Annotated in this window: 11 protein-coding genes; 4 read left to right on the forward strand and 7 right to left on the reverse strand. The window is 71.7% G+C overall.

Features of this window, described 5'->3' with window-relative positions:
* Window positions 1-792: 792 nt before the first annotated feature.
* A complete protein-coding gene (locus tag DCW30_RS27065; protein WP_076684053.1) occupies window positions 793-2,322 on the forward strand; it encodes a helix-turn-helix domain-containing protein in 1,530 nt (509 codons plus the stop codon).
* Between the two features lie 87 nt (window positions 2,323-2,409).
* Here DCW30_RS27065 and DCW30_RS27070 read toward each other — a convergent pair whose 3' ends face one another.
* From DCW30_RS27070 to DCW30_RS27090, 5 genes are all read right to left on the reverse strand, one after another.
* Complete coding sequence (locus tag DCW30_RS27070) at window positions 2,410-3,348, reverse strand: hypothetical protein (RefSeq protein WP_123985592.1); 939 nt, start codon at window positions 3,346-3,348, stop codon at window positions 2,410-2,412.
* Window positions 3,349-3,364: 16 nt separating this feature from the next.
* Complete coding sequence (locus DCW30_RS27075; RefSeq protein ID WP_076684055.1) at window positions 3,365-4,477, reverse strand: AAA family ATPase; 1,113 nt, start codon at window positions 4,475-4,477, stop codon at window positions 3,365-3,367.
* Window positions 4,474-5,640, reverse strand: a complete 1,167-nt coding sequence (locus DCW30_RS27080; RefSeq protein WP_076688789.1) for a DUF262 domain-containing protein — start codon at window positions 5,638-5,640, stop codon at window positions 4,474-4,476. The genes DCW30_RS27075 and DCW30_RS27080 overlap by 4 nt, the downstream gene beginning before the upstream one ends.
* 330 nt (window positions 5,641-5,970) lie before the next feature.
* Window positions 5,971-6,369, reverse strand: a complete 399-nt coding sequence (locus DCW30_RS27085; RefSeq protein ID WP_076684056.1) for a RidA family protein — start codon at window positions 6,367-6,369, stop codon at window positions 5,971-5,973.
* Window positions 6,370-6,589: 220 nt separating this feature from the next.
* A complete protein-coding gene (locus tag DCW30_RS27090; protein WP_076684057.1) occupies window positions 6,590-7,747 on the reverse strand; it encodes an acyl-CoA dehydrogenase family protein in 1,158 nt (385 codons plus the stop codon).
* A 109-nt stretch (window positions 7,748-7,856) separates the two neighbouring features.
* On the opposite strand from DCW30_RS27090, the gene DCW30_RS27095 reads away from it, so the two are divergent.
* Both DCW30_RS27095 and DCW30_RS27100 read left to right on the forward strand, forming a co-directional pair.
* Entirely contained in the window at window positions 7,857-9,503 is a 1,647-nt protein-coding gene (locus DCW30_RS27095) for an AMP-binding protein (protein ID WP_076684058.1), read from the forward strand.
* Window positions 9,504-9,507: 4 nt separating this feature from the next.
* Entirely contained in the window at window positions 9,508-10,332 is an 825-nt protein-coding gene (locus DCW30_RS27100) for a PaaX family transcriptional regulator (RefSeq protein WP_076684059.1), read from the forward strand.
* Here DCW30_RS27100 and DCW30_RS27105 read toward each other — a convergent pair.
* Both DCW30_RS27105 and DCW30_RS27110 read right to left on the reverse strand, forming a co-directional pair.
* On the reverse strand, window positions 10,310-12,601 hold the full coding sequence (locus tag DCW30_RS27105) for a bifunctional salicylyl-CoA 5-hydroxylase/oxidoreductase (RefSeq protein WP_076684060.1): 2,292 nt from the start codon (window positions 12,599-12,601) through the stop codon (window positions 10,310-10,312). The genes DCW30_RS27100 and DCW30_RS27105 overlap by 23 nt on opposite strands.
* A complete protein-coding gene (locus DCW30_RS27110; RefSeq protein WP_076684061.1) occupies window positions 12,598-13,425 on the reverse strand; it encodes an enoyl-CoA hydratase family protein in 828 nt (275 codons plus the stop codon). The genes DCW30_RS27105 and DCW30_RS27110 overlap by 4 nt, the downstream gene beginning before the upstream one ends.
* A 207-nt stretch (window positions 13,426-13,632) precedes the next feature.
* On the opposite strand from DCW30_RS27110, the gene DCW30_RS27115 reads away from it, so the two are divergent.
* Window positions 13,633-14,067, forward strand: coding sequence for an ATP-binding protein (locus DCW30_RS27115; protein WP_076688791.1), 435 nt, complete (start codon window positions 13,633-13,635; stop codon window positions 14,065-14,067).
* Window positions 14,068-14,078 lie beyond the last annotated feature (11 nt).

The raw sequence follows: 14,078 nt of genomic DNA on the forward strand, positions 1-14,078 counted from the left end.
CGTCGCGGCCGAATCCTTTGCGGGGGCCTTCGCCTCTCACGGACGTACCGGCAGACGCCGGCGCGGGTACGGAGGCAGCCGTGGTCATCGGACCTTCGCGAGCAGGCCTCTTCCGCCCGAGCACATCGTGCGGGGTGTGGTGGGCGTCGGCGCGCCGGGCGGCTCGGCCGCCCTCGTCCCGGCGGCCGGACCGGTCGGCCCGACCCGGCGCCGCTGGGCCTGCTCGCCCTGCGCAGATGCCCGACGCGCTGGGCGGTCGGGCTGACGCGGACGCCCTCACGGGGCCGCCTCCGGCACTCCTGCGAGGGCGGCGCGTGCAGACCCACCACGGCCGGCGCGACGCGCGCCGCGGGGGCGGCGAAGGAGTCCCCACCCTGGCCGACCCCTGGCCGATATCCGTCCGTCGGGATGCGTCCGGTGGTCCGGCGGACGCACAGTGGGGCAGCGCGACGCGCGGTCGCCGGCCAGGGCGCGCGTCCGCCACCCGGGTGACGCGGGTGGCGGTCGGCGCCGGATGCGGGAAGACCTTCTGTGAGACCCCGGCACGGCCCCTGCGCGGGGGCGGGCATGGGGACGGCGGGCGCGGCCCCGGTACGGCCTCCCCGCACGAGGGCGGTGCGGCCTCCCCGTATGGCGGCGGGCGGTGCGGCCTCCCCGTATGGCGGCGGTGCGCCTCCCGCATGGCGACGGTGCGCCTCCCCGCACGAGGGCAGGCGCCTCCCCCGTGCGACTCACCCCGAATGGCTCACCCCAACGCGCGCGTCATCTCATATCTGAGATAACCTGCTGCACATGGCAGACGACTACCTCGTACGCATCGGCAAGCTCATCCGCGACGCCCGCCAGCACAGGGGCTGGACGCAGACGCAACTCGCCGACGCGCTCTCCACCAGCCAGAGCGCGGTGAACCGCATCGAGCGCGGCAACCAGAACATCAGCCTTGAGATGATCGCCCGTATCGGCGAGGCGCTCGACAGCGAGATCGTGTCGCTCGGCTACGCCGGGCCGATGCACCTGCGCGTGGTCGGCGGACGCCGGCTCTCCGGCTCCATCGACGTCAAGACGAGCAAGAACGCGTGCGTGGCGCTGCTCTGCGCCTCCCTGCTCAACAAGGGCCGCACCGTGCTGCGGCGCGTCGCCCGCATCGAGGAGGTGTACCGCCTCCTGGAGGTGCTCAACTCCATCGGGGTGCGCACCCGCTGGATCAACGCCGGCGTCGACCTGGAGATCGTGCCGCCCGCGAAGCTGGAGATGGACGCCATCGACGCGGAGGCCGCACGCCGCACCCGCTCGATCATCATGTTCCTCGGCCCGCTGCTGCACCGCATGGACCGTTTCAAGCTTCCGTACGCGGGCGGCTGCGACCTGGGCACCCGCACGGTCGAGCCGCACATGATCGCGCTGCGCCGGTTCGGCCTGGAGATCGCGGCGACCGAGGGGCTCTATCACGCCGAGGTCGCGCGCAACGTCGCCCCCGACCGGCCCATCGTCCTCACCGAACGCGGCGACACCGTCACGGAGAACGCGCTGCTCGCCGCCGCCCGCAGCAACGGCACCACGGTGATCCGCAACGCCTCGTCGAACTACATGGTCCAGGACCTGTGCTTCTTCCTGGAGGCGCTGGGCGTGCGGGTCGAGGGCATCGGCACGACGACGCTGACCGTGCACGGCGTCCCGACGATCGACGTCGACGTGGACTACTCCCCTTCCGAGGACCCGGTCGAGGCGATGAGCCTGCTGGCCGCGGCCGTCGTCACGGAGTCGAAGCTGACGGTCCGCCGGGTGCCGATCGAGTTCCTGGAGATCGAGCTGGCGGTCCTGGAGGAGATGGGCCTCGACCACGACCGCACGCCGGAGTACTTCGCCGACAACGGCCGTACGCGCCTGATCGACCTCACGGTCCGCCCCTCCAAGCTGGAGGCGCCGATCGACAAGATCCACCCGATGCCGTTCCCGGGCCTGAACATCGACAACGTCCCCTTCTTCGCGGCCATCGCGGCGGCGGCGCAGGGCAAGACGCTGATCCACGACTGGGTCTACGACAACCGCGCCATCTACCTCACCGACCTCAACCGCCTCGGCGGCCACCTCCAGCTCCTGGACCCCCACCGCGTCCTGGTGGAGGGCCCCACGCGCTGGCGAGCCGCGGAAATGATGTGCCCCCCGGCCCTGCGCCCGGCGGTGGTCGTCCTCCTGGCGATGATGGCGGCGGAGGGCACGTCGGTACTGCGCAACGTGTACGTGATCAACCGCGGGTACGAGGATCTGGCGGAGCGGTTGAACTCGGTGGGGGCACAGATCGAGACGTTCCGGGATATCTGAGCAGGGGGTGCCGTCGCCGCCCGCTCGGTCCGCTGAGAGCGGGCGGTGGCACCCGTACGCGGCCACGGGCGCGCCGAAGCCCTCGGCTCATGTGTCCAGGTGGTCGACGAAGATGCCGATCAGAATGCGGCCACCGAGGCGGGTATCGGGCAGACTGAAGTGGATCCGGTTGCGATGCCGCTCCTTCTTGCCGTGCCATTCACAGCGGTATGTCTCCCCCTCGTGGTCGACCTCTCGCTGCTTCATCGCCCGCGGCTTGGAACGCGTGTTGGGGCTCTCAGGAGAAAGGTCCAGGCCGAAGCGGCCCAGTTCCGCTTGCACTTGGTGCGGCTGTCCCTTGTGTCGTGCCAGAGCGTCGGCGAAATGGTCGTGCACCACGGACAGGACCTGTACGACCCAGTCGCGCATCTCAGCGTACGTGCCGTCGAATTTCCGGAAGGAGAGGGAGTCCGCGAAGGCCAGACGCGGAAAAGCCGTATGCCCATGGCCGAAGAACTCCGGCTCCGGCACCTCTTCCCGCGTGAACAGGGAGCGCCAGAACTCCGAGAGAGCTGATGCCTCGGCGAGGTGGAAGACCTCTTCGGTCACGGGCTCGCCCGTCGCAACGTCGACGGCTGACACCGGGAGCCAGCCGCGACGGTCGCCGTCAGGGAAGACGAGGCAGGTGATGTGCTGTCCCTGCCGCGCCCGCCACCAGGCGTAGCAAAGGGACCAGGCGATTTCCTGAGCTGATCCCGCCACCTCGACCTGCTCCGGCAGACCGGCCACGTCCGTGTCCCAGCTGGGACAGCGGTCCATGAGGCGGATCATTCTCAGGCGGGCGTCCCGACCGGCTCGCGGCGCCTCCCCCTCGTACAGGACGTCGTACAGCTCCCGGTCGTCGGCACACTCCACCTCCATCCATAACGGGGAGACGGCGACGGCATGCTGTTCGGACAAGTCCTCCAGCGCGTCGCCGAAATCCTCGAGCAGGTCGGTCAACCGCTCCTCCGTCAGTCCCCGGAAGTCGAAGGACGACTCGTCCACGACGATCCTGTACGGCTCACCGCCCCCTGCGCCTGGCACGTGCCAGCCTCCCCAAATCCTGCTCGATCTGGTCGAAGAAGCCCTTCGGCCATTCGGTCAGTTCGCCTCTCGCGGTGAACTCGATGGGCACGGAGCCGGCTTCCTCATCGCCGAAGTAGTGCACGATCGCGTCCTCGGGCCGCAGACTTCGCTCCTCGGCCACGGCCAGTCGGGTTCCGTTGAGGACGTGGTCGCTGTGTGTCTCCACGATCACCTGGGCTCCGGATCCGGCCACACGGGCCAGGAAGCGGCCCAGTTTGGATTGGCCGCCGGGGTGAAGATGTGCCTCCGGGTTTTCGACGATCAGCAGGTCCCCCGGGCCAGCGAGAAGACCGGCGACGATCACCGGCAAGGCATACGAGAATCCAAAGCCCATGTTGGTGGGGCGGATCGGTTCGCTCAGCAGGCCCGGCTCCTGGAACCGGATGGTGCTCGCCGTGATCCCGGGCGGCCACTGAGCGGTGATCTTGATGGGCCGGACGATATCGGAGGCCCAGGTCTCGGCTTGCGTACGCAGGGTGGTGACGTTGTGCGTGTCCTGGGTCGTCGGGTGGAGCAGTGGCTCACGCACCGCACGGGTCTCGTGCAGGGCCAGCACCTGAGCGGTGTACTCGCCTTGTACGCCCACTCCGATGAGATCGGGGTGCTCGGCGGAGACCCCCAGCTGATCACGCGGTCCGAGCCGCTCGGCACAGAGGTAGGTGAACGCCTTGCCCGGGCCGCACAGTTGCCGTGGCAGAGGTCCATCGGTGGCGGTGACCTCCAAGTAGAGGGCCTGCTCGTCGGGGACGCTGAAGTGGAGTGCACATGGCGTTCCGGTCCTGTCCTCCCCCACCTCGATCTCGATGGTGGAGTCGGGAGCATCCGGGTGCAGCACCTCGCTCGCCTCCCCCAGGGCCAGCCCGTAAGGCCCGTTGAGCCGTACCACCCTTTCGGCGGACGCATCGACGAGTTGGCGGGCCAGCAGCAGGCTCTGGAGGGTGGTGCTCTTGCCCGTGCCGTTCAGGCCGGTGAGAACGGTGAGGGGGCGCAGGACGAACGACGCGTCGGTGAAGCGCTTGAAGTGCCGGACGCGCAACGAGGTGATCACTTACCGGCCTCCGCGGCCCTGGCGGTGGCCTCGAAGCGGTACCTCACCCGGCGGACGTCACCTGTGGAGGAAGTGATGGCTTCCAGGTACCGGTAATCACGCGACATCAGCTGCCGCGCGGCAGCGACGATCGCCTCACGACGCTGTTCGAGGTCTGCGGCCTCGTATGCGGCGAGGGTGATCGACCAGGTCTCAAAGAGCGCCCGGTTGATCGGGTTCCGGCCGGTGGAGTACAGCGGCCATTTGCGGAATGCCTGCTCACCGAAGACCAGACGGGCGTTGACCATCGCTTTACGGAAGGCGGACATGAGCCCGTCGACTCGCGCGTCCGCCTCCCCCGCGCTGTCCAGAACGGTGGTGGTGCGCTGCAGGAAGGAGTCCATCGCGGCGTACTTCGCATAGCCCTCCGTGCCCATCAGCCAGAAGGCGGCGAAGCGCAAAGCCATCTCCCGGTCATTCATCCGGATGTGGCCGCCCATGCCATTGGTCGCCTCGTTGAATTCCGCCGTGAACGTCATCTCCCGCAGAATCCGCCGACTGCGGTCCTTGCTCATGCAGTGCCGGATCTCCTGTGCGTTCAGCGGTGTGCCGCCGGTGTTGATGCGCTTGAAGATGTCGTACATGACATCCGCAGGAGTCGTCGGGTCGATGACGTTGGTGACGATCTGGGTGTTGTAGATCCGCCGCTTCCATGGGGCGGGGAGATCCTCGAAGCGTTTCCCCTCCACCGCGCTCTGGAGGTATTCCAGCCCCTTCAGCGGAAATCCCTGTTTCTCGCCGCCCCGCACGAAGTCATGGATGGTCGAGAGGCGCTGGAGACCGTCGACGACGCGCATGAGCCCGTCGGTGTCCTCGGCGAAGTAGAAGGCGGGAAGAGGGATCTGCAGGAGCACGGATTCGATGAGCCGGGACTTCTGCACCGGTTTCCACACTCTCCCGCGCTGGAAGTCCGGCGCGAGTTCCAGCGACTCGTCCTCGATCATGTCCAGCACGTTGCGAAGCGAGAACTGCTTGGTGTTGACCCGGATCTGCTCCGGGTTCCACGGCCGGTCGATCTCCGGTGGCGCGTCCTCGGTCTCGATCTCCGCTTCGACATCGGTACCCGTGTCGAGGAAGTGCTCCTCCGTGATCTTCAGCGGCTCAGGGATGTCCGAGGTCGTCATGAGGTGATCGTAGCGGGACGCCAGGTGACGGACGTCTCCCACGAGGGAGTGCCGTCGCTGCAATGGCAGCAGAGGCGGTCGAGCTGCGTCTGTATGACACTTTCTGGATCAACGGTCTCTTGCGCACGGAGCACTACGCAACCACCGGAAGAGCGAGGTGGTGTGCGGCGTCCGTACCCCATCCGTACGGCCGCTCGACACCTCCTGCACTCCAACGAGTGGCGCCGCAACTCGCCCAACACGGGCGGGACTGGCTGGGGCCGGTGTGGGCGGAGTCGATCAGGTGAAGCCACGCTCCGGCGCGGCCCGGCCGACCGGTCCAACCCGCGCTCAGTCCAGTACCGCCACCCCGTCCACCTCCACCATCGCCTGCTCGTCCCAGAGCCGGACCGTGCCGATCACTGCCATCGCGGGGTAGTCGCGGCCCGCCAGGCGTTTCCAGATGGCGCCCAGTTCGCGGGCGTTGGCGCGGTAGTCGGCGACGTCCGTGGCGTAGACCGTGACGCGGGCGAGGTCGGCGGGGGTGCCGCCCGCGTGGCGCAGGGCGGTGAGGAGGTTGGTGAGGGCGCGTTCGAACTGCTCGGGCAGGGTCGTCCCGGTGACCTCGCCCTCGCTGTCCAGGGCGGTCTGCCCCGCGAGGAAGACGAGGCGTGAGCCCGTCGCCGTGACGGCGTGCGAGAAGCCGGTGGCGGGGGACAACTCGGCGGGGTTGACTCGGTTCAGGGACATGGGCAACTCCTACGTCAGCTACTGAAGCGGCATACAGCGGACTTTCCCAGGGGCACGGGGAACCGCGCGACCAGCCACGGCGCGCCCCCGGACGGCGACCCGCAGGCGGCGCTCCCGCCCCGGCGCGACCAGCCACGGCGCGTCCGCGGACGGCGACCCCACCTCTGCGCCACCGGCCACGACGCCCCCGCGGGCTGGAAAACCGGCAGCGCCGGCGGCCCTACGCATACAGCTCCTTCGCGATGATCCCCCGCTGCACCTCGCTCGCCCCCTCATAAATACGAGGCGCCCGCACCTCCCGGTACAGGTGCTCCAGGAGGTGGCCCCGTCGCAACGCGCGGGCCCCGTGCAGCTGGACGGCGGTGTCCACCACGTACTGGGCCGTCTCCGTGGCCAGCAGCTTCGCCATCGCGGCGCGGCGTGCGATGCCGGGGGCGCGCGGGCCCTCGGCGTCGTAGGCCGAGGCCGCCGCGTAGACCATCAGGCGCGCCGCCTCCGTCCGCGTGGCCATCTCGGCGACCTGGTGGGCCACCGACTGGAGGTCCGCCAGGGTCCCGCCGAACGCGTCCCGCCGCGCGGTGTGGGCGAGGGTCGCGTCCAGGGCCGCTGCCGCCATGCCCACGGCGAACGCGCCGACGCTGGGCCGGAAGCGGTTCAGGGTGGTCATCGCCACGCGGAAGCCGCGGTCCACCTCGCCGATGACGTCCTCGGGACCGACCCGCACGCCGTCGAAGTCGAGGGCGCCGATCGGGTGCGGGGAGAGCATGTCGAGGGCGGTGCCGGTCAGGCCCTCGCGGTCGGCGGGGACCAGGAAGGCCGTGACGCCGCGGGACCCGGCGTCCCGCGTCGTGCGGGCGAAGACGGTGTAGAAGTCGGCCTCGGGGGCGTTGGAGATCCAGCACTTCTCGCCGGTCAGTCGCCAGCCGGGCCCGTCCCGGTCCGCCGCGAGGGACAGCGCCGCCGCGTCCGAGCCCGCGCCGGGCTCGGAGAGCGCGAACGCGGCGATGGCGCGGCCCGCCGCCGCCTCGGACAGCCACCGCTCGCGCTGGGCGGCGGTGCCGTACGCGTGCACGGGGTGCGCGCCGAGGCCTTGCAGGGCGAGGGCGGTCTCGGCCTCGGTGCAGGCGTAGGCGAGGGATTCCCGCATCAGGCAGAGGCCGAGGGCGCCGCCGACGCCGGTCCCGGCCGTCCCCGGAGGCGCTCCGGGTTCGGGAAACAGCCGCCCCAACAGGCCCGCCTCCCCCAGCGCCGCCACCAGCGGCCGGTTCACCTGGCCGGGGTCGCCCTTCTCCGCCAGGGGGCGGAACCGGTCGGCGGCCAGGGCGCGCAACTCCGTACACCAGGTGGTTTGTGCCGGATCCAAGGAGAACGTCGGCATCCCGGGTCCCTTCTCTATCGCGCACCGTTGACTGTCGTCACCATCACGATACGCTCGTGGGGCGAGCCCACCACAGCGCCCGTCCGGCAGGCAAGGGGGCAGAGCCGCCATGGCAACGAACGGCATCCCAGGGCTGACACCATCCGGCCACGTCGACAGCTTCGCCCGGGATCACCTCCCCCCGCGTGAGCAGTGGCCCGCCCTCGTCCACGACCGCCCCGAGCTGCACTACCCCGACCGCCTCAACTGCGGGGCCGAACTGCTCGACCGGACCGTGGAGCGGCACGGCGCGGAGCGCCCCGCCTTCCGCGCCGCCTCCGGCGAGACCTGGACGTACGGCGAGCTGCGGGCCCGCGTCGACCGGATCGCCCACGTGCTCACCGAGGAGCTCGGCGTCCTGCCCGGCCGGCGCGTGCTGCTGCGGGGGCCCACCTCCCCCTGGCTCGCCGCCTGCTGGCTCGCGGTGATGAAGGCGGGCGCGGTCGCCGTGACCGTCCTCGCCCAGCAGCGCGCGCAGGAGCTGGCCACCATGTGCGAGATCGCCGAGGTGCGGCACGCGCTGTGCGACACACGGTCGGTCGACGACCTGATCAAGGCCGGGGTGCCCGGCCTGAACATCACCACGTACGGGGGTGAGGGGCCCGAGGATCTGCTCGTGCGCGCCGCCGGGCATCCCGAGCCGTACGACGCCGTCGACACGGCGGCCGACGACGTCGCGCTCATCGCGTTCACGTCGGGGACCACGGGCCGCCCCAAGGGCTGCATGCACTTCCACCGCGACGTGCTCGGCATCGCCGACACCTTCGCGCGGCACATACTGAAGCCGACCCCCGACGACGTGTTCGCCGGCAGTCCCCCGCTCGGCTTCACCTTCGGCCTCGGCGGACTCGTCATCTTCCCGCTGCGCTTCGGCGCCTCGTCCGTCCTTCTCGAACAGGCGGGCCCCCGGCAGCTCCTGCCGGCCATCGGACGGCACGGGATATCGGTGCTGTTCACCGCCCCGACCGCGTACCGCACGATGCTCGACGAAGTCGACGCGTACGACATCACGTCGCTGCGGCGGTGCGTGTCGGCGGGCGAGAACCTGCCCGCGGCCACCTGGCAGGCCTGGAACCGGCGCACCGGGCACCGCATCATCAACGGCATCGGCGCGACCGAGCTGCTGCACATCTTCATCTCCGCCGCCGACGAGGCGATACGGCCCGGCACCACGGGACGCCCCGTGCCCGGCTGGCACGCGCGCGTGGTCGACGCTTCCGGGACCCCGCTGCCGAACGGCGAGCCCGGGCTGCTCGCGGTGCGCGGCCCCGTCGGCTGCCGCTACCTCTCCGACGAACGCCAGCTCCAGTACGTGCGGCACGGCTGGAACATCACCGGCGACACCTACATACGCGACGACGACGGCTACTTCCGTTACGTCGCGCGCGCGGACGACATGATCATCTCCGCCGGGTACAACATCGCGGGCCCCGAGGTCGAGGAGGCCCTGCTGCGCCACCCCGACGTGGCGGAGACGGCGGTGGTCGGCCGCCCCGACGAGCTGCGCGGGCAGGTGGCCGTGGCGTACGTGGTCCCGCGCGCCGGGGCGAAGCCCGACGCGGACCGGCTGCGGGACTTCGTGAAGGCGGAACTCGTGCCCTACAAGTGCCCCCGGGAGATCGTCTTCCTGGACGCGCTGCCCCGGACCGCGACCGGCAAGCTGCAGCGCTTCCGGCTGCGGTCCCGGACAGCGGCCGGACCGGGGCCCGTAGAGTGATCACGTGTCCGAGCAGCACACTCCACGGTCCCTGATCGTCACCTTCTACGGCGCCTACGGCCGGGCCGCACCGGGCCCCGTGCCGGTCGCCGAGCTGGTGCGCCTCCTCGCGCCCGTCGGCGTCGACGCGCCCTCGGTGCGTTCGTCCGTCTCGCGGCTGAAGCGGCGCGGCCTGCTCGTGCCCGCGCGCACGGCGGCGGGCGCGGCGGGGTACGCGCTCTCGCCGGACGCCCGGCAGCTCCTGGAGGACGGCGACCGCCGCATCTACGGCACGGCCGCCGCCGGACGCGAGGGCGGCTGGGTCCTCGCGGTGTTCTCCGTGCCCGAGGCCGAGCGGCACAAGCGGCACGTGCTGCGCTCGCGCCTCGCGGGCCTGGGCTTCGGCACGGCGGCACCGGGCGTCTGGATCGCCCCCGCGCACCTCTACGAGGAGACCAGGCACACCCTGGAGCGCCTGCAACTGGCGGGTTACGTCGACCTGTTCCGCGGCGAGCACCTCGGCTACGCCCCGACCGCCGAGGCGGTGTCCCGCTGGTGGGACCTCGCCGCGCTGGCCAAGCAGCACGAGGCGTTCCTGGACCGCCATGAGCCGGTGCTCCGCTCCTGGGAGGCCCGCGAGGGCACCGCCCCGGAGCCCGAGGAGGCCTACCGCGACTACCTCCTCGCCCTCGACTCCTGGCGGCAGCTCCCCTACGCCGACCCCGGCCTCCCGGCGGAACTGCTCCCCGCCGACTGGCCCGGCGCCCGCTCGGCCGCGGTGTTCACCGCGCTGGACGACAGGCTCAGGGAGGCCGGGGCGCGCTTCGTCACGCCGGACGCCGGCTCTTGAGCGTCAACCGCGGCTTCGGGGCGTCGGTGCGGCCGGTCTGCGGGCGGCGGCTGCCCGCGCGGTACTGGACCGGCCAGGGGGCGCCCGGGCCCTCGTAACCCTGTTCGGCGGCGGCGTGCAGCGTCCAGTGGGGGTCGTAGAGGTGCGGGCGGGCCAGCGCGCACAGGTCGGCGCGGCCCGCGAGGAGCAGGGAGTTGACGTCGTCCCAGGAGGAGATGGCGCCGACCGTGAGGACCGGGATGCCCGTCTCGTTGCGGATGCGGTCGGCGTAGGGGGTCTGGTAGGAGCGGCCGTAGGCGGGGCGCTCGTCGGCGACGACCTGGCCGGTGGAGACGTCGATCGCGTCCGCGCCGTGGGCGGCGAAGGCACGGGCGATCTCCACGGCGTCCTGCGCGGTCGTGCCGCCGTCGGCCCAGTCGGTGGCGGAGATCCGGACCGTCATCGGCTTGTCGGCGGGCCATGCGTCGCGGACCGCGTCGAACACTTCGAGCGGGTAGCGGAGCCTCGCCTCCAGTGAGCCGCCGTAGGCGTCCGTGCGGTGGTTGGTCAGGGGGGAGAGGAAGCCGGAGAGCAGATAGCCGTGCGCGCAGTGCAGTTCGAGCAGGTCGAAGCCGGCCCGCTCGGCGCGCGCGGCCGCCGCGGCGAACTCCTCGCGGATCTCCGTCAGACCGGCCCTCGACAGCTCGTGCGGGGTCTGGCTGCCCGGTTTGTACGGGAGCGGGGACGCCGCCAGGAGCGGCCAGTTGCCGTCGGGCAGCGGGTCGTCGATGCCCTCCCACATCAGTTTCGTCGAGCCCTTGCGGCCCGAGTGGCCGAGCTGCACGCCGATGGCGGTCCCGGGGGCCCGCGCGTGCGCGAAGTCGGTGATCCGCCGCCAGGCGTCGGCCTGCTCGGCGGTGTAGAGCCCGGCGCAGCCCGGCGTGATGCGGCCGTGCTCGCTGACGCAGACCATCTCGGTCATGACGAGGCCCGCGCCGCCGAGCGCCCTGGCGCCCAGGTGAACGAGGTGGAAGTCGCCGGGGACGCCGTCGACGGCGGAGTACATGTCCATGGGCGAGACGACGACGCGGTTGCGCAGGGTCAGGCCGCGCAGCCGGAAGGGCGTGAACATCGGCGGGGTGCCCTCCGGGCAGCCGAACTCGCGCTCGACGGCCCGCGTGAACTCCGCGTCGCGCAGCCGGAGGTTGTCGTGGGTGACGCGGCGGCTGCGGGTCAGCAGGTTGAAGGCGAACTGCCGCGGCGGCTGGTCCAGGTGGTCGGCGATGCGCTCGAACCACTCCAGGCTCGCGCGGGCCGCGCGCTGCGTGGAGGCGACCACCGGGCGGCGCTCGGCCTCGTACGCCCGGAGCGCGGCGGGCAGGCCGGGCTGTTCCTGGAGGCAGGCGGCGAGCGCGAGGGCGTCCTCGACGGCGAGCTTGGTGCCGGAGCCGATGGAGAAGTGGGCGGTGTGCGCGGCGTCGCCGATCAGCACCGTGTTCCCGTGTGACCAGCGGGAGTTGACGACCGTGCGGAAGGTGGTCCAGGAGGAGTTGTTGCCGCGCAGGGGGCGGCCGCCGAGCGCGTCCGCGAAGATCTTGGCGCAGCGTTCGGTGGACTCGCGCTCGTCGAGCCCGTCGAAGCCGGCCGCCTCCCAGACCTCCTCGCGCATCTCGACGATGACGGTGGAGGCGTCGCGCGCGTAAGGGTAGCCGTGGAGCTGCATCACGCCGTGCTCGGTCTCGGCGATCTCGAAGCGGAACGCGTCGAAGGCGAAGTCGGCGGCCAGCCAGATGTACCGGCAGCGGTGCGTCGTGATCTCGGGGCCGAAGGCCTCGGCGTGCGCCTCGCGGGTGAGGCTGTGCACGCCGTCCGCCGCGACGACCAGGTCGTACGCCGTGGAGAGCTCGGCGGCGGGCGGCGCCTCGGCACGGAAGCGCAGCTCCACGCCGAGGTCGCGGCAGCGCTCGTGGAGGATCTGAAGGAGCCTGCGGCGGCCGAGCGCCGCGAAGCCGTGGCCCCCGGAGGTGTGCCGCCTCTCGCGGTGCACGATGTCGATGTCGTCCCAGCGCACGAACTCGGCCTGGAGCGCCGCGTGGACGGCCGGGTCGGCGTGCTCGATGCCGCCGAGCGTCTCGTCGGAGAGGACGACGCCGAAGCCGAAGGTGTCGTCCGGGGCGTTGCGCTCCCAGACGGTGACCTCGCGGGCGGGGTCGAGCCGCTTGAGCAGCGCGGCGGCGTAGAGACCGCCGGGGCCGCCGCCGATCACCGCGACGCGCCGCGCGGTGCTCATCGGCCCTGCCACTTCGGCGGGCGCTTCTCGGTGAACGCGGCGTGGAACTCCGCGTAGTCCTCGCCGTTCATGAGCAGGGCCTGGGTGGCCGCGTCCAGCTCCACGGAGGCGGCGAGCGGCATGTCCAGCTCCGCGGTGAGCAGGGCCTTGGTCTGGGCGTGGGCGAGGGCGGGGCCTTCGGCGAGGCGGCGGGCGAGGGCCTGGGCGGCCTCGGCGGCCCTGCCCTCCTCCGTCAGCTCGCTGATCAGGCCGATCCGCTCGGCCTCGGGGGCGCGCACCGGCTCGCCGAGCATGAGCAGCCGCGTGGCGTGGCCGAGGCCGACGACGCGGGGCAGCAGGTAGGCGGCGCCCATGTCGCCGCCGGAGAGGCCGACCCGGGTGAACAGGAAGGAGAACGTCGCCGAGGGGTCGGCGACCCGGAAGTCGGCGGCGAGGGCGAGCACGGCGCCCGCTCCTGCGGCCACGCCGTGCACACCGGCGACGACCGGGAAGGGGCACTCCCTGATCGCCCGCACGACCTGGCCGGTCATCCGGTTGAAGTCCAGGAGCTGCGCCGTGTCCATGGCGAGGGTGGCGCCGATGATCTCGTCGACGTCGCCGCCGGAGCAGAAGCCGCGCCCCTCGCCGCCGAGCACGAGCGCGCGGACGGACCGTTCGCGGGACAGCTCGGCGAGCAGATCGCGCAGGTCGGCGTAGGCGCCGAAGGTGAGCGCGTTCAGCCGGTCGGGGCGGGCGAGGGTGACCGTGGCGACCCCGTCGTCGACGGTGAGGCTCAGATGGCGCCAGTCGGGGGTGCGGGTCGCGGAGCCGGTGAAAGGACTCATGAGGTGCGGCCTCCTCGGCCTGGGGCTGGAGTTCGCTGCCTCACGAAGTTATCACCTGTCCGTGACCGTCGTCACGAGGGCGCGATATCCTGCTGGTCTCCGCCCGGCTCCCCGGACCGGACCCGGGGACCCGCGGACGCCCCACGGCCACCCCTGTCGACATAGCGCTTAAGATTCGTACGGTTGAACGCGGGACCGCCTGCCGCCCTGAACGGACCCACCTTGTACGAACCCCCCTTCCCCGCCTCCTGGCGCGTCGAGCTGCCGCACACGCCGGCGGCCGTACCGGTCGCGCGCGCCCTGGTCCGTACCGCGCTGACCGAGATCGCGTCGTCCGCCGACACCGACACCGCGGAGCTGCTCACCGCCGAGCTGGTCGCCAACGCCGTCGAGCACACCGCGGGCGAGGACCCGATAGAGCTGGTCATCGAGCTGCTGCCGACCGGCTGCCAGGTCGAGGTGCACGATTCGAGCCCGCTGCCGCCCGGCGACCTGACCGCGCCCTGCCCTCCCGGCCCGCCGGACCCCTGGCAGGAACACGGGCGCGGCCTGCTCCTGATCCGCACCCTCAGCTCCTCCTGCGGGCACCGCGCCACGGATTCCGGCAAGGCGGTGTGGTTCAGGCTGCCGGCCCGGGGCTGAACGGAGCGGGA

Origin of the sequence: Streptomyces alfalfae (assembly GCF_004127445.1) — a bacterium.
Classification (GTDB): domain Bacteria; phylum Actinomycetota; class Actinomycetes; order Streptomycetales; family Streptomycetaceae; genus Streptomyces; species Streptomyces alfalfae.